Genomic DNA, 18,006 nt, shown 5'->3' with positions numbered 1-18,006 from the left:
CCCTGAGCCGGCGCAGGTCCGCGCATCGGGCGATGGGGCCACCGTACGCGATGGTCCTGATGGCGCGGAACCCGTTGACGAAGAAACTTCATGATGGTAGGAAGCTACGACTCGTCGGAGCCCGGTGCCACGGCGCTCGACCACGGCGAGTCGTCGGCCACGCTGGTGTCGACCGGCTCCGGCGTGAGCACGAGTCCGGACCCGGACGACGCCGAGGCGTAGAGCTGTTCGAGCCACGACCGGTTGATCGAGGGCGTGCGGCCGCCGGCGAAGCTGAAGTGCAGGCTGACGTTCGGGTGCAGCCAGATGCTGCTGCGACCGTCCCCGTGGGTGACGTCGTCCTTCCACGAGAACACGAAGCGGTGGTCGCGCCGGAGCAGGTTGACGATGACGATCTGCAGGTGCGTCAGGGCCCGGTCGTCGATGTGCAGGTCGAGTGTCTCGCCAGCGTAGATGAGCTGTCCCATGCGCCCTTCTACTCCCTGCGCGGTGTGGTCGCGTGCGGTATGTCCGGTTCCGTGGTTGTCCCGGGCGCACCGGTGGCCTCAGCCGAGCGACGCTGCACAGCGGCTGCCAGCTGCCGGCTGCCGGCTGCCGGGTGTCGGTGGTTCGACGAAGGCATGGACGTTGCCGGTGTGCTGACCGTGGCGGATCGGGCCGATGCGGTGGCGGACCCGTAGGACGGCCGCGCTCGGGCGGGGGCCGCCGGGGTGTGCGATTCGAGATCGCGCGGTGACGGATCCGGTCCACGATCGTCGGGCTTCCGCGGCCGGATTCGTCAGCTGGCGATCCGGAAACAGCCCGTCCGGACGGGGCCGATGCCGTGCGCGTCAGTTGAGTGCGGCGCCCCACCCGGTGACCTGCGCGTCGAACCAGGCGGCGTCGCGGTTCCGCTCCCAGCCATGCCCGGTCGGCTCGCTGACCGCCAGGGTGACGACGCCCGGGTGCTGCGCGGCGAACTGCTCGCTGAGGCGGAACGGCACGGTCGGGTCTCCCGGCGAGTGCACGACGAGCGTCGGTGGCAGGTGGTCGAGCGGCGGTGCGGTCGGGTCGCGCACCCACGACAGCGCCCGGACGTCGACCGCCGACCGCAGCCCGACGAGTCGGCAGAGTCCCGGCGTGGCCATGCTGCTGAGCGCCAGGCGGACGACAGGGCCGGGCAGCCCGGAGCGTGCGGCGGCCGTCTGCACCGTCGTCGCCCAGTCGAGTGCGGGAGCGACCAGCACGGTCCCCGCGATGCGTTCCCGGTGCGCCGAGTGCACGAGGAGCTCGCGGGTGATCGTCGCGCCCATCGACCAGCCGACCAGGACCAGGCGCTCCGCTCCGTGGGCGACGGCGTGGTCGAGGGCGGCCTCGACGTCCGGCCACTCCCGGGCGCCGAGGTGCGAGGCCGGGGTGTCCGACGGGGCCTCGCCGTCGCCGCGGAACGACGGCACCAGCGAGGTCCAGCCGAGAGCGGTCACCGCGGGGACGGTGCGGAGCGCGGTGACCCGGGTGGTGCGGATGCCGTGCACGTGCACGGCCCAGGTCCGGGACGCGGCGGGTGCGACGGGTGCGACAGAGACGACGGCGCCGACGGCACCGGCCGCAGCGGCGGCTGGCGGGGAGATCTGCCACGCGGGGGCCGGCCCCAGCGCCGTCGGGATGGCGACCTCGTTCCACGGGGTGCCGAGCACCGAGGGGTCGCGCAGCATGTGGCCCGTCCAACGGACCTCGGTGGGCTGGGCCCCGACGGAGTCGAGCATGGTGCGGCGGACGGTCCCACGCGCCTCGTCGACCTCGAGCACCGACCCGACGACGGTGTGCCCGCCGTGGCCCGCGCCGTCGCCGTCGCCGTGCCACAGCCCGAACGTCCCCTCGCTCCGGGTCTCATCCGACAGCGGCAGCGTGATCGACCCGGTGTCGACGGCGAGCACCGGCGTCCAGCGCTCCCGCCCGGGCAGCACGACCCGCCCCACGACGAGCCGGACGACGACGAGCAGGCCCAGCAGCAGGAGCAGCACGAGCACGACGAGCACGAGCCCGAGCACGCCGAGCGCCGTCACCACTGCACCCCGCTCATCCGACCAGGCTCCGCGCCAGCACGGACTCCGCTGACCGCAGCTGCCCTGCCTCCGCCGGACTCAGCGTCTGCCCCTGCACCTCGGCGTCGCGGATCGCGATCACCAGGTCGTAGGCGCGCACCCGCGGGTCCCCACGCCGGCCCCGGCCGCGCAGACCGTGCCGTCGGGCGATGCGCTCCAGCCGTCGGCCGTGTCGCACGTACTCGGCGTCACGGCTCCACCGGCGCATGGTCAGCGACGCCATGGCGGCGACGATGAGCACGATCCCCACGTAGAAGGGCGGGTCGAACAGGAAGCGCAGCACGACCCGGGTCGGCTCGTCGAACAGCCCGAAGTGGTCGGCCGCCATCGAGAGCAGCTCGTCGACGCTCGCCACCAGCACGAGCACCAGCCCGACGCGGAACACCACGAGCGCCCCCGGGCTCCGCAGGACACCGCGCACCAGGGTCGACGCCGCGAGCGCCCCGACGACGCACATGTAGATCGTCCCGTACAGCCAGGCCGGCGTCTGGTGCAGCTCGTCGATGAGGAACGTGAACACCGTGCCGCCGCGGTCCTGGATGAACAGGAACGGCACCGTGAACGCGGCCAGCATCACGACGATCGAGAGCGGCCGCGCGAGCAGGGGCCGCTCGGGCAGGTCCTGGGTGCTCGCGCGGAGCATCAACCAGAACGCCGTGGCCGCGAGCAGGTTCTGCGCGAGGTTGATGACGTTCGTGCCGCCGAGCAGCGCGTCGAGGTCCCGCTGGGGCACCACGCTGCCGAGCGTCAGGAGCCCGAGTGCGCCGACGCCCGTGGCCGCCCAGGTCGCGCGGCCCTGGGGGTTCCGCCACACGTGCCGTGCCCGCAGCAGGAAGATCAGTGCCGCGCACCAGAACGTGGCGGCGTGGAGGACGACCACTACCCGTAGGTCCGCTCGTCGGCGTCGACGGTGCCGGCGAGCAGCACCTGCGCGAGGTCGTACGCGAACGCCTCGGCGAAGTGCTCGTCCGCGCCGTCGGCCCCGAGCAGGTCCGGGCGGTCGTCCAGGGACCGCTGGCACACGTGGCCGCCGGAGACCCAGGTGTCGAAGCCGAGCTGCGTCGTGGGCGGAGCACCCGTGTCGCCGCGGACCAGGTGCCCGAGCTCGTGCAGCACGCAGTGCATCCGGTACAGCGGCGGCGCGGTGGTCGGCACGAGGACCATCGCCGCGTGGTCGTGCTGGGCCACGAGGGCGGTCAGGCCGCCCCAGCTCGGCCCGTCGACGTCGACGACCCGGACGGGTTTGCCGACACGACCCGCGACGGCGTCGACGACGTCCGACAGGCGCGGGGCCGGCGGTAGCGACGCGACGAGGTCGCGGACCTGGTCATGCATCGTCTTCCCCTCGCAGTCGTCAGGACAACGATACGGGAGGCTCGGGGTGCTCCCGTCCCGCGGCTCAGGCCGCGGGGGTGGTCGCCTCGTAGCGCCGTGCGCCGCCGAGGACGCCGGCGAACCGGAACGGGGCCGCCGTCACGCGGGGGCGGTCGACGTCCTGGCTCGTCGCGGCACCGTCGGCGTGCAGGGCGCGGTAGGCGTCCACGGTCAGCGGCACGCGGGCGTCGAGGTCGGCGCGGACCGTTCCCTGGCGACGGTGGTCGCGGTACCCGGGCCGCACGATGCCGGTGATGAGCTCGCCGACGCTGCCCGAGCCGTAGCTGAACATCCCGATGCGGGTGCCGTCGAGGTCGTCGTCCAGGTCGAGCACGGCCGCGAGCGCGATCCAGAGCGACGCCGTGTACGTGTTGCCGACCTGCCGGTTGTACGTGAAGCCGGTCTGCAGCTCGGTCTCGTCGAACGGCACGCCCACGTGCTGGGTGAGCTTGCGGTGGGCCTTGAGCGCCATCTTCGTGAAGGGCTGGTGGTGCACGAAGCGGTCGATCGTGTCGTACGCCGGACCGCCGCGCGACGCGAGGTCGTCCCAGGCGCCGATGAAGGCGTCGACGTAGGCGCTGACGGAGAGCCGCCCGTCGACGAGCGCGGTGGAGCGGTCGTTCGGCCGCCAGAAGTCGTCGACGTCCGCGGTGAACAGCCCGGAGAGCGGCTCGATCTCGATCAGGTCCGGGTCGGCGGACACCAGGACCGCGACCGCACCGGCGCCCTGCGTGGGCTCGGCCGCGGTGTCGACGTCGTAGCGGGCGACGTCGGCCGCGATGACGAGCACGCGCTCGTCGGGGTTCCGCGCGATGATGCCGAGCGCGAGCTGGAGCGCCGCGGCCCCGCCGTAGCAGGCCTGCTTCAGCTCGACGACGCGGACGGCCTGCGGCAGGCCGAGCAGCCCGTGCACGAAGACGCCGGCGGCCTTGGACTGGTCGATGCCGGACTCGGTCGCGAACAGCACCGTGCGGATGCCGTCGGAGCCGTGCCGGTCGATGACCTGCTTGGCCGCGGCGGCGCCCATCGTGACGATGTCCTCGTCGGGTGCCGGCACGCTGAAGGCGTCCTGCCCGATGCCGACGTGGTACTTCGCGGGGTCGACGCCGAGCCGTTCGGCCAGGTCGTCCAGTTCGAGCACGTGGTGCCCCGTCGCGACCGCCAGGTCGTGGATGCCGATGACGCTCATGCTGCGTCGCCGCCCTTCGTCGATCCGGCACGTTCCATGGCGACGTGCGCCGCCATGAGTTCACCGGGGTTGGTCTGCGCGGCGAGCAGGGACAGCTCGCCGCAGAGCACGGTCGCGGCGCAGAGGCCGGCGAGTCGTCGTGCGTTGAGGCCGGGCTCGCGGTCCTCACGGCAGCCGAGGCGCACCAGCGCGTCCTCGACGACGGGCAGGTCGTTGCCCTTGCCGTTGCCGACCGTGCCGACGATGAGGTGCGGCAGCGAGCAGGAGAAGTACAGGTCGTCGCCGCGGGCCTCCGCGAAGGTGATGCCCTGCGAGCCCTCGACGATGTTGGCGGCGTCCTGTCCGGTGGCCAGGTAGAAGCCGAGGAGCATGTTGGCGTAGTGGGCGTTCGCGGAGCGCAGGGCCCCGGCGATCGTCGACCCGACCAGGTTCTTCGCGGTGTTCAGCTCCACGATCCGCTCGGTGGAGGACTTGAGGAACCGCTCGACGACCATGCCGGGCAGGACGATCTCGGCGATCGTGTGCCGCCCGCGCCCGCGGATGCCGTTCACCGCCGTGGCCTTCTTGTCGGAGCAGAAGTTCCCCGAGATCGACACGTACGACAGCTCCGGCTCCCACGCCAGGATCGTCGGCAGCAGCCTGTCCGCGGCCTGCGTCACCATGTTGTGGCCCGAGGCGTCGCCCGTCGTGAACGCGAAGCGCAGGAACAGCAGGTCCCCGACGATCTCCGGGTGCACCTCGATGAGCTTGGCGAACCGGCTCTGCCCGACGACGACCTGCTCGAGCTCGGCCTGGCGCGCCAGGATCCGTCCCGTGGCCATGTGGGCGGCGGCGGCGCTCGAGGCCCGCACGACGACCGAGCGGGTCATCCGCTCGTCGACGACCGTCGCGACGATGCCCCCCTCGACCATGCGGGAGATGCGGGCACCGCGGCCGACGGACGGCCACAGCGGCGACTCGTACGTGGCGAGCGGGACCTCGTGTTCGCCCTCCACCGCGTTGCCGCTGACCCGGATCGGTCCGACCCAGCGGGTCGGGATCGGGGTCTGGGTGGTGGTCTTGTCAGCGGTGTGCATCGAGGGGGCCTTCCGGGGGTTGCACGGCGATGGTGAGGTGCCGGATGTCGTGGGCCTCCCACTCGCGGAGGATGCTCGGGATGTCGCCGTCCGCGGGGACGAGCGCGATGCCGCAGTCGCCGCCGCCGGCGCCGGACGGCTTGGCCGCCCCGCCGGCACGTTCGACGACGTCGCAGAGGGTGGTCAGGCGCTCGGTCTCGATGCTCGAGCCGACGGAGTCGCCGAGTCGCTGCATGAGTCCGCGGGCCCGACGGAGCGCGTCGAGCGTGCGCTGGGCGTCGCCGGTCTGGAGGCCCGTGGTCAGGTCGTCGACGCAGCTCCGGCTGTCGTCGAGGAACGTCGCGTAGCCGCCGTTGCGGTGCCGACGCACGGCACCGACGAGCTTCGTGGTGGACGCCGGCGACCCGGTCCAGCCGACGAGCAGCCGCAGGTCCTCGGGCTCGGGCAGGCGTTCGACGTCGAAGCCCTCCCACGCGGCGGCGTCGTGCAGGATCTCGGACACGGTGCGGGTCTCGAGGTGCTCGGCGAGGCGCTCGCGGTCCGGTGCGCTGTAGCGGAGCCACCCGCCGAACGTGCTCGCGGCGAGGTCACCGCCGGACGCGCGGGGGTTCACCCGGATGGTGGCGAGCAGGGCGGTCTGGAAGCGCTGGCGCTGGGTCAGCCCGAGGCCGTAGAAGCGGTCGAGGGCGCCGACGGTCGCGACGGTCACGGCGGCGGACGACCCGAGGCCGAACTTGCGGCCGCTGGCGTCGTCGAGCTGGCTCATGATGCGCAGGTCGTGGAAGCGCGGTTCGATCCCGAGCTCGGCACGGAGCTTCTCGACGAGGTCGATCGTCGCCATCACGTAGTCGTACGGGTGGTGCTCGCGGTCGAGCGCCAGGCCGTCCTCGGCCCGGGTCCACGTCAGCGGCAAGTGTCCGTACTCCTCGGAGTGCACGCTGCCGGCGCCGTGGCCCTCGGCGACGGTGGCCGTGATGGCGCGGTCGAGGGCGATGAGCACGGACGGCTGCCCGGGCTCGACGACGGCGTACTCCCCTGCGACGAACAACTTGCCGTGGGCGCGGAACTCGATCACTCGGCGGACTCCTTCTGGACGGGCTGGCTCCCCGTTCCTTCGGAGCGGACCACGCGCGCGGCGGGTCCCGTACCGGACTCGATGACGTCGCCCAGGTGCCCGAGCGCGGACGCCACGGCACCCCGGTCCTCGGGCTTCGTGAGGACGACGACGTTGGGCCCGGCGTCGGCGGTGGCGTAGGCCTCGAGGCCCGATGCGCGCAGCTCGGCGACGGCGTCGAACACCGCGACGCTGCGGGCGGTGAGGTAGCGGATGGGCGGGAACGAGCCCTCGATCGTGGCGTGCATGCGGAGCGCGTTGCTCTCGGTGAGCTCGCCCACGCGGGTGAAGTCCCCCGCGGCGCAGGCGTCGAGCATGTCGGTGACGGTCTGGGTCGTCGAGGTCACCCACGCCGGGTAGAACGGCGACGTGGCGATCGTGCGGCGCATCGCCTCGCGCGAGCCGATCTCCTTCGGGCCGTGGTTGATCGTCACGACCACCATGGCCATCGGCGGCGCCGGGATCGTCTCGGCGAACGAGCCCTGGTCGTCACCCGCGTGCCAGACGGACACCCCGCCGGGGATCGACCGCGTGGCCGACCCCGATCCGCGCCGGGCGAGCCGGGACAGGTCGCGCTCGGACAGCTCGAGGCCGTAGGCCGCCGCCGCCGCGGTGGCGAGCGCCGCGAAGCCGGACGCGCTCGAGGCCAGGCCGGCACCCGTCGGCACCGTGTTCGTCGACTCGACGGACGCGCGCGCGTCGCTCCCCGCCAGCTCACGGACCAGGTCGAGGAACCGCTCGACGCGTGTCAGGGGACCGTCGTCGACGACGCGACCGTTCAGGACGAACGCATCTCCCCCCGGGCTCGGCCTGCCCGCCGCTTCGCGACGGTCAGGTACCGGCCGGCGTGGGCCCAGGGCCTCCAGGCTGTCCTGCAGGGTGACGGAGGTCGTCGTCGGGAAGACGTCGAGGCCCATCGAGACGCTGCCCGTCGCGGGCAGCGCGAGGTCGGCGTCCGCCTTGCCCCAGTACTTCACGAGGGCGATGTTGGGGTGCGCGACGGCGGTGGCGGTCATCAGGCACGGTCTCCGATCCGAGTGGTCCAGGTGGCGGTGGCACCGGCGGCACGGAGCGCGTCGGCGATCCGGACCGCGTGGTCGCCGTCGGCGGCGAGTGTGAGGACGCAGCCGCCCCGTCCACCGCCCGTGAGCTTCGCGCCGAGGGCGTCCGCGCTGCGGGCGGCGCCGACGAGGCGGTCGAGGTCGTCGCTCGACACGTCGAGGGTGGTCAGCAGTGCGTGCGCGGCGTCCATGGTGGCACCGAGTGCCTGGGCATCGCCGTCGACCAGTGTCCCCCGTGCGCGTCGGGCCAGGTCGCCGATCTGTCCGATCACCGCATCGACCTCGGCGGGGGCCCGGTCGTGGTGCTCGCGGACGGCTGCGACCGCGCCGCGGGTGTGGCCGGGCACACCGGTGTCGGCGACGACGAAGACGAACTCCCCGGTGACGTCGACGGGCTCGATGTGGCCGTCCTCGAACCAGACGGGCAGGTCCGCGACGACCCCGCGGGCGTCGAGTCCGGACGGCCGACCATGGGCGACGCGCTCGCACTCCTGGATCAGGTCGTGGTGGGTCTGGGCGTCGAGGGTGACCCCGAGGGCGTCGGCGACGGCGGCCGTGACCGCGGCGGCGACCGCGGCGCTCGAGCCCATGCCGCGGGCGGTCGGGACGTCGCTGTCCACGCGCACGTGGAAGTGCTGGTCCGTGACGCCGAGGTGCCGCAGGGTGGCGGTGACCGCCGTCACCGTCGGCATGACCGCGGCGGGGGCGAGGTCGAGCGGGCCGGTGTGCACCGCGGACTCGAGCCCGTGGCCGCTGCTGCCCGGGGTCGGGGTGACCGTGGCCGTGACCCGGACGTCGTTGACCGGGAGCACGAGGGCGGGTGCGCCGTACACCACGGCGTGCTCGCCGATCAGGATCGTCTTGCCGTGGGACGTCGACGAGCCGACTCGCGGGGTCGTGGTTCGTGCCGAGGCTGGGTGGTTGCTGGTCATCGTTGGTCCCGTCAGCCTAACGGCCTCGCTGCACGACCGCTCAGCAGGTGCTCGGGAAGGTTGTGCGCAACCCGGTTGTGTGCGACGGTGGAGTCATGCCCGTGACCGACGAGATGGTGTGCTTCTCCCTCTACGCAGCGACCCGCGCCACCACGCAGGCCTACCGCTCGATGCTCGAGCCGTGGGGGCTGACGTACCCGCAGTACCTCGTCCTCGTCACCCTGTGGGTGGAGGGCGACCAGACCGTCTCCGGCCTCGGGGAGCACCTGCAGCTCGACTCCGGCACCCTGTCGCCGCTGCTGCGCCGCATGGAGCAGTCGGACCTGGTGCGCCGTGAGCGTCGCAGTGCCGACGAGCGCGTCGTGACCGTCACCACCGGCGAGCGCGGGCGTGCCCTCCGGGGCGAGCTCGCGGACATCCCCGGGCGGATCGCCGCCGGCACCGGGCTGCCCGACGAGCGCGCCGCCGCCGAGCTCATCCAGACCCTGCACCGTCTGACCGAGACGATGCACGCCGCCGCAGCGCCCGCCACGGCGCCGACGCCGGCGCCGGCCACGGCGCCCGCGCCGGGCACGGCGCCCGCGCCGTCCCGAGTCTCGCCCTGACGGACGTCCTGCGGCCTCCGTCGGCCGCGAACTGCCCGCCCAGCCGAGACTCGGCCGCGCGCCCACCCACGGACCACTGACCCCACGAAGGAAAGGAACCTCCACCATGGACGTCCTCTACACCGCAGAAGCCATCTCCACCGGAGAGGGCCGGAACGGCCACGTCGCCACCAGCGACGGCCGCGTCGACCTCGACATGGCGATCCCGAAGGACATGGGCGGCTCCGGCAACGGCGCCAACCCCGAGCAGCTCTTCGCCGCCGGCTACGCCGCGTGCTTCCACTCCGCACTGCAGGGCGTCGCCCGCTCGCAGAAGGTCAAGGTGACCGACTCGTCCGTCGGCGGTCGCGTGCAGATCGGCCCGAACGGCCAGGGCGGCTTCCAGCTCGCCGTCATGCTCGAGGTCGTCATCCCGGGCATGGACCACGACCAGGCCCAGGCCCTCGCGGACGCCGCCCACCAGGTGTGCCCGTACTCGAACGCGACGCGCGGCAACATCGACGTCACCATTACCGTCTCGGAGGACTGACCCATGACCGACTCCACCATGCGCGCAGTCGTCCACGAGACCTTCGCCGAGCCCGCCGACGTCCTGACCGTCGCCGAGCGCCCGGTCCCCCAGCCCGCCGCCGGCCAGGTCCTGGTCCGCACGGTCCTCTCCCCCATCCACAACCACGACCTGTGGACCGTGCGGGGCACCTACGGCTTCAAGCCCGAGCTGCCCGCCCAGTCCGGCACCGAGGCGCTCGGCGTCGTCGAGGCCCTCGGCGAGGGCGTCACGAACCTCACCGTCGGCCAGCGCGTCGCCGGTGGGACCTTCGGCGTGTGGGCCGAGTACTACGTCGCGGACGCGGCCGGGCTCATCCCCGTGCCCGAGGCCATGGACGACGAGTCCGCCGCCCAGCTCGTCTCGATGCCGTTCAGCGCCATCAGCCTGCTGCACTCGCTCGACCTGCACGAGGGCGACTGGCTCATCCAGAACGCCGCGAACGGCGCCGTCGGCCGCATGGTCGCGCAGCTCGCCGCAGCGCGGGGCGTCAACGTCATCGGGCTGGTGCGTCGCGCTGCCGGTGTCGACGAGCTCCGCGAACAGGGCATCGAGCGCATCGTCGCCACGGACGCCGAGGACTGGCAGGACCAGGTCACGGCCCTCACCGGTGGCGCACCGATCGTCGCGGGCGTCGAGTCCGTCGGCGGGAAGGCCGCAGCCGACATCGTCTCGACCCTCGCCGAGAACGGCACGCTCGTCGTCTTCGGCGCCATGGCGTCGCCGATGATGGAGATCCCCTCCGGTGCCGTGATCTTCAAGCAGGTCACCGTCAAGGGCTTCTGGGGCAGCGTCGTGTCGCGCACCATGCCCGCCGACACGAAGCAGCAGCTCTTCGGTGAGCTCATCCAGCGCGTGCTGGACGGGTCGCTGACGCTCCCCGTCGCCGAGACCTTCGTGTTCGAGGACGTCCGCGACGCGGTCCGCGCCTCGGACACCGCCGGTCGCGTCGGCAAGGTGCTCCTGCGCCCGTAGCGTCTGGGACTCCGGACGGGAGGCTCGGGGCCAGCGGGCACCGAGCCTCCCGTCGTTCCCGGGGTGCGGTCCGGTGCCTGCTGCTCGGTGCCCTACTCGGCGTCGGGCCGCTGGTCGCGGAGGACGTCCCCGAGGGTCGACATCTCGGCGCCGTGGTCCGTGTACCGCCGGACCGTGCGGCGCGCTGCCGTGCGGGCGGCGCCGCTCAGGCGTTCGTTGCGGCGAGCGGCATCGGCGACGCGACCCGCGTGACCCGCCGTCGAGAGCAGCACGTTCGCCAGCGCTCGGCCGGGGCCCGGGTCGGGGACGCCGCCGACGGACCACGCTGCCCGGACCTGGGCGTCCGGGGACACCCCGCGGCGGGTGCCCATCCGGCGCCAGTCCGAGAGGACTCCCTCGGTGCGGTCAGCGGCCCGGTCGGCCTCGTCCACGCGGCTGTGGTCCTGCGGCGCCGACGCTGCCGACTCGGCCCGGTCCCGAGCGGCGGAGTCGTCACCGCCGGCAGCGGCGATGCGGGCGGCGTGTGCGGCTGCGGCGGCAGCGATGACCTCGGACCTGTCCATGCGACGACCGTACCGCCGACGCCCGACGCCCGCGTCCCGGCTCCTTCGTCCCGGGCGTCCTGTCACTCGGCTCCTGCCACCTCCGCAAGACACCGGTGTCTCGGAGCGAGATCCAGGCACGCCAACGGGATGCGGAGCACCGCGGGCGCGTTTGTATGTCACATGGAATTGCAATGACGGTCGATGTGACATAGAACTACGGCAGAAGCGCGGTGCGACACCCGCGTCCATCGCCCGCCGACCCCGAGAGGAACCTCGTGACCCGCACCGCGACGTCGCTCCGCCGCATCGATCCCGGAGCCCTGCACCTCGTGCCCACCAACCCGACCGACGTCACGGCCGAGGTGGTCCGCGCCCTGGTCGGCGACGGAGCCCGACGTCCCCGCCCAGCCGCCACCCCGAGGACCGGCGCCGGAGTGCCCCTGTGAGCGCGCGCACGCTGTCCGACGCTCGGCGCGACCCCGCTGCGTGGCGGCGTCACGGCCTGACGCCCCCGTGGGAGGTCGACGCGCTCGTCCTCGAACGCACCGCCGCTCCGCACGCCCCCGAGCCCCGGTACAGCGACTTCTTCGTCCGCCCGACGCCCTGACGCGGCTGTGCCTGCGCCTGCGCCTGCGGCTACGGCTGCGGTCAGGCCGCCAGGTGCGTTCCCAGGACGTCCTCGACCTTCGTCCACGTGTGGTGCCCGTAGCGGTCGTTGTCCACGTGGTGGAGCTCGGCCTCGCCGCTGAACATGCTCACGAAGTACTGCATCCCCTGCCACGCCGGGAAGGGCTCGTCCGGGTCCTTCGACAGGCGCCGCCCGACCTTCGCCATGCCGGAGAGCGTCGTCGCCGTGCCCGCCCACTGCAGGCGGAAGGGCGTGCCGGTCAGACGCGACATGGTGTCGGCGACGGTGCGGGCGGTGACCTGGTCCCCCGCGACCTCGACGACCCGCGGTGCGTTCGGGTCCAGGGCTGCCGCGGCGGTCACGCGCGCGACGTCGTCCTTCGTGGTGAAGTCGAGGACCTGGTCGGCCGAGGACCAGAACAGCACGCGGCGTCGGTCGAACAGGATCATGGGCGCCTGCCCGGTGAGCATGTCGGCGAACGCCCCGTTGAGGATCGACGTGGCGCGGATCGGTGCGGCGTCGAGCGTGGCGGCGAACTCGCGGCGCAGCTCGAAGTTCCGGTTCGTCCCCGGGGTGATGGACCGGTAGTCGGCGGAGTAGTCGGACGGGATGAACCGGGCGACGCCGGCCTCGACCGCGGCGGCGAGCAGCGCCGTCTGGGCGTCGACGATCACCGAGCGCGTGCCGCTGACCGCGGAGACGACGACCTCGACGTCCGTGAGCGCCGCCACGAGCGCCGCGTGGTCGGTGTAGGCCGCGGTGACGACCTCGACGCGGTCGTCGCCGCCGTACTGCTCGGTGGCGGAGGAGCTGCCGGGGCGCGTGAGCACGCGGACCCGGGTGTCGTGGTCGAGGAGTGAGCCGACGATGCGGCCCCCGAGGTCTCCGGTGGCGCCGGCGACGAGCACGGTGGTTGTCATGTCCTCGACACTACGGACGCAGCGACCGCGTGGCACAGGGCGGCAGCCACAGCGCGCACAGCACGGCGCGGCGCGGCGCGTGACGTCAGCCCGCGAGCCGCCGCAGTCCCTCGTCGATCGACACGGCGGGTTCCCACAGGAGGCCCTGCCGGGTGCGCCGCTGGTCGAACCAGTGCGACGTCGACAGCTGCTCGGCGAGGAACCGCGTCATCGGCGGCTCGTCCTCACCCGGGCGGACGCGCCAAACGGCCTCGACGAGGGACCCGGCCGCGCGGGCGACACCGGCGGGGACGTGCCACCGCGGGGTCGGGACGCCGGACGCCCGGCAGATGCCGTCGAGCAGGTCGGCCACCGGTCGGGGCTCCCCGTTCGTCACGACGTACGCGGTGCCGTGCACCTCGTCGGCGTCGGCGCGGTCGAGCGCGGCGACCATCGCTGACGCGGCGTTGTCCACGTAGCAGGAGTCGATGAGCGCCGCACCGCTGTCGAGCAGCGGGAGTCGCCCTCGCGCCGCACGGTCGACGATCCGCCCGACGAGCTGCGTGTCCCCCGGCCCCCACACCAGGTGCGGCCGGACGGCCACGACGGCGAACCCGGGGGCGTCAGCGGCGAGGGCGAGCAGTTCCGCGGCGGCCTTCGTGCGGGCGTAGTCCCCGCGGGCGTGGGCGGGCGACGCCGGTGCGGCACCGTCGCCGGAGATCGACGACCCGGTGTGCGCGACCGACGGCGACGACACGAACACGAACCGGGACACCCCGGCGGCCCGCGCTGCTGCGAGGAGCGTCCGCGTGCCCTCGACGTTCACCCGCTCGAAGTCGGCGGGGTCGCCGGCGAGCGAGACCTTGGCGGCGAGGTGCACGACCGCTTCCACGCCGTCCACCGCACGTGCGACCGCGGCGGCGTCGGTCATCGTCCCGAGCACGTCCGAGACCCCGGCGACACCCGACGGGCGCCGCTGGAACGTCCGGACCTCGTGGCCGGCGTCCCGCACGGCCCCTGCCACGGCGCGACCGAGGAACCCGCTGGAACCCGTGACGAGGACCTTCACGGCCGGACCATCCGCCCGCCGCTGAGCACCGACGTCGCCCAGCGCGCCAGACGCGTGCGGTCGACCTTCGAGTTGTGCCGGATGTCCGTCGGCAGCACCGGCACCACGAGCACCGCGGCGACGGGTACCCCCGCTGCTGCGCGCACGGCCGCAGCGAGGTCCGACGGCGCCAGGCCCGGCTTCCGCGCTGCCGGCACGGTCTCGACGACCGCGACGACCTGCTGCGTGCCGGAGGGCCCGATGCCGGCGACGCCGACCCGTCCCACGCCCTGCACCCGTTCGATGCGCTGCTCCGGCCCGACGGGAGTCAGCACTCCGGCGGGCGTCGTCACGACGTGCTGGAGCCGGCCCTCGACCCAGAGCTGCCCGAAGGCGTCGAGGTGGCCGACGTCACCGGTCCGGTGGCCGCGCGGGTCGGACAGCCCGAGCCGCGACGCACGGTTCGTCCGCCACAGCCGGTCGTACGCCTGGCGCACGTGCGGCGCGGCGACCACGATCTCCCCCGTGACGTCGGGCTCGTCGGTGAGGGCACCGGTCGGCGACCCGGACGCGGACAGCGGCGCGATGCGCACCTGCACGGACGCTGCCGGTCGGCCGACGCAGACCCCACCGGCGCCGGCGCCGTCACCGTCAACGTCGCCGACCGATGCGGCAGCGCGGATGGCGGGCAGGTCGACGTCGGTCATGAGCAGCCCCTCGGTCATGCCGTAGGGGGTGTGCGCGCTGGCGTTCGGCATCAGCTCGGTCGCCGCGGTCAGCAGCGCCGCCGAGACGGGAGCGCCCGCCGACAGGAACAACCGCACGCGGCCGAGCGCCGCACGCTCGGCTGCGTCCAACGCATCGGCGGTGGCGACCACGTTCGCGAGCGCCGCAGGCGACAGGAACACCACGGTCGCGTCCGCAGCCGACACGGACGCAGCAACGGCCGACGCGGTGAGCGTCCGCGGTGCCGTGACGTCCATGTCCGGTGCGACCGAGCGGGCTCCGAGCGCGGGTCCGAGGAGCGCGAACGGGGCGAAGCCGGCGACGAGCCCCGTGCCGACACCGATGCCGTACTGCGCCGAGAGCACGTCGCGCACGGCTCCGAGCTGCGCGTGCGTGTAGACGACGCCCTTCGCGGGACCGGTCGAGCCGGACGTGAAGAGCACGGCGGCCGGGGTGTCGGACGGCGGGGCGTCCGGCAGCGCGGTGCCAGCGGCGAGACGACGGGCACCACGGCGCGCGACCCCGGCGAGCTTGTGCTCGACCCGGAGCGCCGCGCGTGCGGGAGTCGGCAGCGCGAGCGTCGCGATCCGTCGACCGGGCCAGCCGAGCGCCCGGGCCGCGGCCAGTCCGGGCAGCGCGCCGATGACCCAGTCCGGCCGTGCGCCCTTGACGGCGCGCGTGAGGCCCCGCAGCCCGAGTCCGGCGTCCGCCACGACCACGGTCGCGCCGATCCTGATGGAGGCGTACAGAGCGGCGGTCAGGTCGGCTCCGGGCGTCACGAGCAGCGAGACGCGGTCACCCGGTCGGACGCCGACATCGAGCAGACCGGCGGCGACCTCGTCGACGCGTCGCGACAGCAGCCGCCAGCTGATCGTCCTGGTGCCGCCCGGTGCCGCCATCTCGACGAGGGCCGCCTCGTCCGAGTCGCGGAGGGCGTCCAGCGCCGCCCAGAGGGGTCGAGAAGGCTCGGCCGGGAGGCTCGGCTCGGCTCCGGCGGACACGTGGCCCCCCGGTAGACGGTCGCCCAGCCAGTCGAACACGGTGCCGGCGACGTCGGCGTCCTCGGGCAGCAGGTGCCCGGCGCCCTCGAAGCGGTGCACGTCGGCGTGCGGGAGCCGGTCGGCCAGGTCGTCGAGGTAGCGCTCCAGGAACACCGGGTCGCGCGGCCCCCAGAGCAGCAGCGCGGGGGCGTCGAGCGCGGCCACGCCGGACGCGATCCGGTCGAGCTCGCGGGCGCTCGGGTGTGCGGCGTCGAGGGGGATGTCCGCGACGAAGCCGCCGATGCCGCCGCGACGGGCTGCGCCGCGGTACGGGGCACGGAACCCGTCGGCCACGGCCCGGTCGAGCTTCGGGTGCGCGATCGCCAGCGTCGTCTCGAGGAAGGCCGGCGTGAGCACCGTGCCGCGCCCGAGCACCTGCGGGCGGAGCGCCAGGCGCAGGGGTGCCGGCACCGGCGAGTCGTCGGGCTGGTGCACGGCGGTGTTGCACGTGGTCACACCGACCACGAGGTCCGGGTGGTCCACGGCCCAGCCGAGGGAGACGACCCCGCCCCAGTCGTGGCCGAGGGTGACCACGGGTCCGGTCAGCCCGAGCTCGTCCGTCAGCGCGCCGAGGTCCGCGACGCGCTGCGGCAGCCCCCGCAGGACCCCGGTGCGCTCCGAGAAGCCCATGTCGAGCTGGTCGACGGCGACCACGCGCCAGGCTGGACCGCCCGAGGATGCGACGTCGAGCGAGGTGCGGAGCACCGACCGCCACAGGTACGACCACGTCGGGTTGCCGTGCACGCACAGCAGCGTGCCGACCGGTTCCACGCCCAGCGCGGCCAGGGACCCGGCCGTGTCGAGGACGTGCCAGGTGCGCTCGGCGTGATCCGAGCCTCCCGAGCGGTCAGCGGGCACCGTGACCAGGCGCGACCATGCGGGGTCGAGGCCGGGGAGCGAGGGCGGCTGCGTCGCCGGAGCAGTGCTCGCGGCGACGCGGGGCAGCCCCGAAGTCACCAGCGGAGTTCCATCATCGCCGTGTTGATGCCGGAGCCGACCCCGCCGAGGAAGACGCGGTCGCCGGGGCGGATGCGTCCGCTCGCGACCTCGTCCGCCAGGGTGATCGGGATGGACGCCGGGCCGACGTTGCCGAAGCGCTCGTACGTGGTGGGGACCTTGGCGCGCGGGACCCCGATGGCCTCGACGAAGGCGTTGGTGTGGACGTCGGAGACCTGGTGCAGGACGTAGCGGTCCATGTCGGCCCAGTCGAAGTGGGCCCGGGCCTCGTTCCAGGCGGCGACGACGAGCTCCATGCCGCCCTTGAGCAGCATCTTGGCGTCCGTGAACATGCCGTCGACGCTGCCGACGCACAGGTCGTACCACTGGGTCGCCGCACGGGTGACCCCGCCGACGATCCGGTGCCCGCCCGGGTGCATGTCCGCCGGGCCGAGCACGGCGGCGGCAGCGCCGGAGCCGAGCGTCAGGCTGGCGAACTCGCTCATGAAGTCCTTGCGGTTCCGACCGCCCTGGTTCAGGCGCTCGATCGTGTTGAGCTGGACCTGGTCGGCGTCCTCACCGTCGACCACCAGCGCGTACTTGATCTGACCGGAGTCGATCATGCCCGCGGCGACGCTCATCGCGTTGACGAACCCGAGGCAGGCGTTCGCGATGTCGAAGTTGATCGCCGACGACGGCAGCCCGAGCCCGTGGTGCAGGCGCACGGCGACGGACGGCTCGAGATGGGGACGGGTCACCGACGTGTTGATGAGCAGGCCGACGTCCTCGGGCTTGATGCCCGCCTCGGCCATGGCACGGCGTCCGGCGTCGATGGCGGCGTCCTGGAAGGACTGCCCCTCACCCCAGTTGCGACGCTCCTTGACACCGGCCACGCGCTCGAGGAGACCCATCGGCAGACGCAGGCGCCGGAGCACCCCGCGGAGCTTCTCCTCGATGTCCGCCGAGGTCGTCACACGCTCGGCCACCGTGGTCGCCACCGAGAGCAGCGCGACGTTGTCGTGCCTCGCCGTCGCGTTGCCGGGCCGCTCGGTTTCAGTGGTCGTCGACTCGTCGACCGGCCGTTCCGTCATGATCGTCACCGATACATACTTCCGCATCCGGGCTGGATGTGCGATCTGGATGCGTGGAGCGATCCGCTCGTCGCGGTCATACATTGCGGATGTTATTGATATTTCGTATCCTGGTACTCGTCACCCGAGGATCGGA

Annotated in this window: 19 protein-coding genes; 5 read left to right on the top strand and 14 right to left on the bottom strand. The window is 73.4% G+C overall.

Annotated features, from left to right (window positions below; translation table 11 throughout):
- Positions 1–104: 104 nt before the first annotated feature.
- From OXR63_RS02240 to mvk, 9 genes are all read right to left on the bottom strand, one after another.
- Positions 105–467 carry a DUF7882 family protein gene (locus tag OXR63_RS02240; RefSeq protein ID WP_267419760.1) on the bottom strand — a complete coding sequence of 121 codons (363 nt, stop codon included), beginning with the start codon at positions 465–467 and terminating at the stop codon, positions 105–107.
- Positions 468–830: 363 nt separating this feature from the next.
- The gene (locus OXR63_RS02235) at positions 831–2,045 is read right to left on the bottom strand and encodes an alpha/beta hydrolase family protein (protein WP_267419759.1); all 1,215 of its coding nucleotides are present in this window, start codon (positions 2,043–2,045) and stop codon (positions 831–833) included.
- 13 nt (positions 2,046–2,058) lie between these two features.
- Positions 2,059–2,964, bottom strand: coding sequence for a hypothetical protein (locus OXR63_RS02230; RefSeq protein WP_267419757.1), 906 nt, complete (start codon positions 2,962–2,964; stop codon positions 2,059–2,061).
- Positions 2,964–3,419 carry a hypothetical protein gene (locus OXR63_RS02225; protein ID WP_267419755.1) on the bottom strand — a complete coding sequence of 152 codons (456 nt, stop codon included), beginning with the start codon at positions 3,417–3,419 and terminating at the stop codon, positions 2,964–2,966. Before OXR63_RS02225 ends, OXR63_RS02230 begins: the two co-directional genes overlap by 1 nt.
- A 64-nt stretch (positions 3,420–3,483) precedes the next feature.
- Positions 3,484–4,647, bottom strand: a complete 1,164-nt coding sequence (locus OXR63_RS02220) for a hydroxymethylglutaryl-CoA synthase (RefSeq protein WP_267419754.1) — start codon at positions 4,645–4,647, stop codon at positions 3,484–3,486.
- Entirely contained in the window at positions 4,644–5,723 is a 1,080-nt protein-coding gene (locus tag OXR63_RS02215; protein WP_267419753.1) for a hydroxymethylglutaryl-CoA reductase, read from the bottom strand. The genes OXR63_RS02220 and OXR63_RS02215 overlap by 4 nt, the downstream gene beginning before the upstream one ends.
- Positions 5,710–6,798 (bottom strand): phosphomevalonate kinase, encoded by a 1,089-nt coding sequence (locus tag OXR63_RS02210; protein WP_267419752.1) that lies wholly within the window; start codon positions 6,796–6,798, stop codon positions 5,710–5,712. Before OXR63_RS02210 ends, OXR63_RS02215 begins: the two co-directional genes overlap by 14 nt.
- Positions 6,795–7,853, bottom strand: a complete 1,059-nt coding sequence (gene mvaD, locus OXR63_RS02205) for a diphosphomevalonate decarboxylase (protein WP_267419750.1) — start codon at positions 7,851–7,853, stop codon at positions 6,795–6,797. The genes OXR63_RS02210 and mvaD overlap by 4 nt, the downstream gene beginning before the upstream one ends.
- Entirely contained in the window at positions 7,853–8,830 is a 978-nt protein-coding gene (mvk, locus tag OXR63_RS02200) for a mevalonate kinase (protein ID WP_267419749.1), read from the bottom strand. The genes mvaD and mvk overlap by 1 nt, the downstream gene beginning before the upstream one ends.
- Positions 8,831–8,925: 95 nt before the next feature.
- Between mvk and OXR63_RS02195 the strand changes: the two genes are divergently transcribed.
- From OXR63_RS02195 to OXR63_RS02185, 3 genes are all read left to right on the top strand, one after another.
- Complete coding sequence (locus OXR63_RS02195) at positions 8,926–9,435, top strand: MarR family winged helix-turn-helix transcriptional regulator (protein WP_267419748.1); 510 nt, start codon at positions 8,926–8,928, stop codon at positions 9,433–9,435.
- 106 nt (positions 9,436–9,541) lie between these two features.
- Complete coding sequence (locus OXR63_RS02190; RefSeq protein WP_071278111.1) at positions 9,542–9,964, top strand: organic hydroperoxide resistance protein; 423 nt, start codon at positions 9,542–9,544, stop codon at positions 9,962–9,964.
- A gap of 18 nt (positions 9,965–9,982) precedes the next feature.
- Entirely contained in the window at positions 9,983–10,957 is a 975-nt protein-coding gene (locus OXR63_RS02185) for a zinc-binding dehydrogenase (protein WP_267419882.1), read from the top strand.
- A gap of 92 nt (positions 10,958–11,049) precedes the next feature.
- Here OXR63_RS02185 and OXR63_RS02180 read toward each other — a convergent pair whose 3' ends face one another.
- Complete coding sequence (locus OXR63_RS02180) at positions 11,050–11,520, bottom strand: hypothetical protein (RefSeq protein ID WP_267419743.1); 471 nt, start codon at positions 11,518–11,520, stop codon at positions 11,050–11,052.
- A gap of 257 nt (positions 11,521–11,777) precedes the next feature.
- Here OXR63_RS02180 and OXR63_RS02175 point away from each other — a divergent pair, with 257 nt between their 5' ends.
- Complete coding sequence (locus tag OXR63_RS02175) at positions 11,778–11,948, top strand: hypothetical protein (RefSeq protein ID WP_267419741.1); 171 nt, start codon at positions 11,778–11,780, stop codon at positions 11,946–11,948.
- Complete coding sequence (locus OXR63_RS02170) at positions 11,945–12,109, top strand: hypothetical protein (RefSeq protein ID WP_267419740.1); 165 nt, start codon at positions 11,945–11,947, stop codon at positions 12,107–12,109. Before OXR63_RS02175 ends, OXR63_RS02170 begins: the two co-directional genes overlap by 4 nt.
- 41 nt (positions 12,110–12,150) lie before the next feature.
- On the opposite strand, the gene OXR63_RS02165 is transcribed toward OXR63_RS02170, so the two are convergent.
- The 4 genes from OXR63_RS02165 to OXR63_RS02150 all read right to left on the bottom strand — a co-directional run bounded on the left by OXR63_RS02165 (position 12,151) and on the right by OXR63_RS02150 (position 17,870).
- Positions 12,151–13,050, bottom strand: a complete 900-nt coding sequence (locus OXR63_RS02165) for an NmrA family NAD(P)-binding protein (RefSeq protein ID WP_267419739.1) — start codon at positions 13,048–13,050, stop codon at positions 12,151–12,153.
- 85 nt (positions 13,051–13,135) lie between these two features.
- Positions 13,136–14,098: an NAD-dependent epimerase/dehydratase family protein gene (locus OXR63_RS02160; RefSeq protein WP_267419738.1), complete on the bottom strand. Its 963-nt coding sequence runs from the start codon at positions 14,096–14,098 to the stop codon at positions 13,136–13,138.
- Complete coding sequence (locus OXR63_RS02155; RefSeq protein ID WP_267419737.1) at positions 14,095–16,800, bottom strand: alpha/beta fold hydrolase; 2,706 nt, start codon at positions 16,798–16,800, stop codon at positions 14,095–14,097. Before OXR63_RS02155 ends, OXR63_RS02160 begins: the two co-directional genes overlap by 4 nt.
- Positions 16,797–17,870, bottom strand: coding sequence for a 3-oxoacyl-ACP synthase III (locus OXR63_RS02150; RefSeq protein WP_267419881.1), 1,074 nt, complete (start codon positions 17,868–17,870; stop codon positions 16,797–16,799). Before OXR63_RS02150 ends, OXR63_RS02155 begins: the two co-directional genes overlap by 4 nt.
- Positions 17,871–18,006: the final 136 nt, after the last annotated feature.

Origin of the sequence: Curtobacterium sp. GC_Cur_3 (assembly GCF_026544205.1) — a bacterium.
Classification (GTDB): domain Bacteria; phylum Actinomycetota; class Actinomycetes; order Actinomycetales; family Microbacteriaceae; genus Curtobacterium.
This window is presented reverse-complemented; position numbering and strand designations above follow the sequence as displayed.

Excerpts from the sequence above, each read along its gene's own strand:
- OXR63_RS02220 (WP_267419754.1), bottom strand. The coding sequence starts at position 4,647 with ATGAGCGTCATCGGCATCCACGACCTGGCGGTCGCGACGGGGCACCAC.
- OXR63_RS02215 (WP_267419753.1), bottom strand. The coding sequence starts at position 5,723 with ATGCACACCGCTGACAAGACCACCACCCAGACCCCGATCCCGACCCGC.
- mvk (WP_267419749.1), bottom strand. The coding sequence starts at position 8,830 with ATGACCAGCAACCACCCAGCCTCGGCACGAACCACGACCCCGCGAGTC.
- OXR63_RS02165 (WP_267419739.1), bottom strand. The coding sequence starts at position 13,050 with ATGACAACCACCGTGCTCGTCGCCGGCGCCACCGGAGACCTCGGGGGC.
- OXR63_RS02240 (WP_267419760.1), bottom strand. The coding sequence starts at position 467 with ATGGGACAGCTCATCTACGCTGGCGAGACACTCGACCTGCACATCGAC.
- OXR63_RS02150 (WP_267419881.1), bottom strand. The coding sequence starts at position 17,870 with ATGACGGAACGGCCGGTCGACGAGTCGACGACCACTGAAACCGAGCGG.
- mvaD (WP_267419750.1), bottom strand. The coding sequence starts at position 7,853 with ATGACCGCCACCGCCGTCGCGCACCCCAACATCGCCCTCGTGAAGTAC.
- OXR63_RS02180 (WP_267419743.1), bottom strand. The coding sequence starts at position 11,520 with ATGGACAGGTCCGAGGTCATCGCTGCCGCCGCAGCCGCACACGCCGCC.
- OXR63_RS02185 (WP_267419882.1), top strand. The coding sequence starts at position 9,983 with ATGCGCGCAGTCGTCCACGAGACCTTCGCCGAGCCCGCCGACGTCCTG.
- OXR63_RS02190 (WP_071278111.1), top strand. The coding sequence starts at position 9,542 with ATGGACGTCCTCTACACCGCAGAAGCCATCTCCACCGGAGAGGGCCGG.
- OXR63_RS02195 (WP_267419748.1), top strand. The coding sequence starts at position 8,926 with ATGCCCGTGACCGACGAGATGGTGTGCTTCTCCCTCTACGCAGCGACC.
- OXR63_RS02225 (WP_267419755.1), bottom strand. The coding sequence starts at position 3,419 with ATGCATGACCAGGTCCGCGACCTCGTCGCGTCGCTACCGCCGGCCCCG.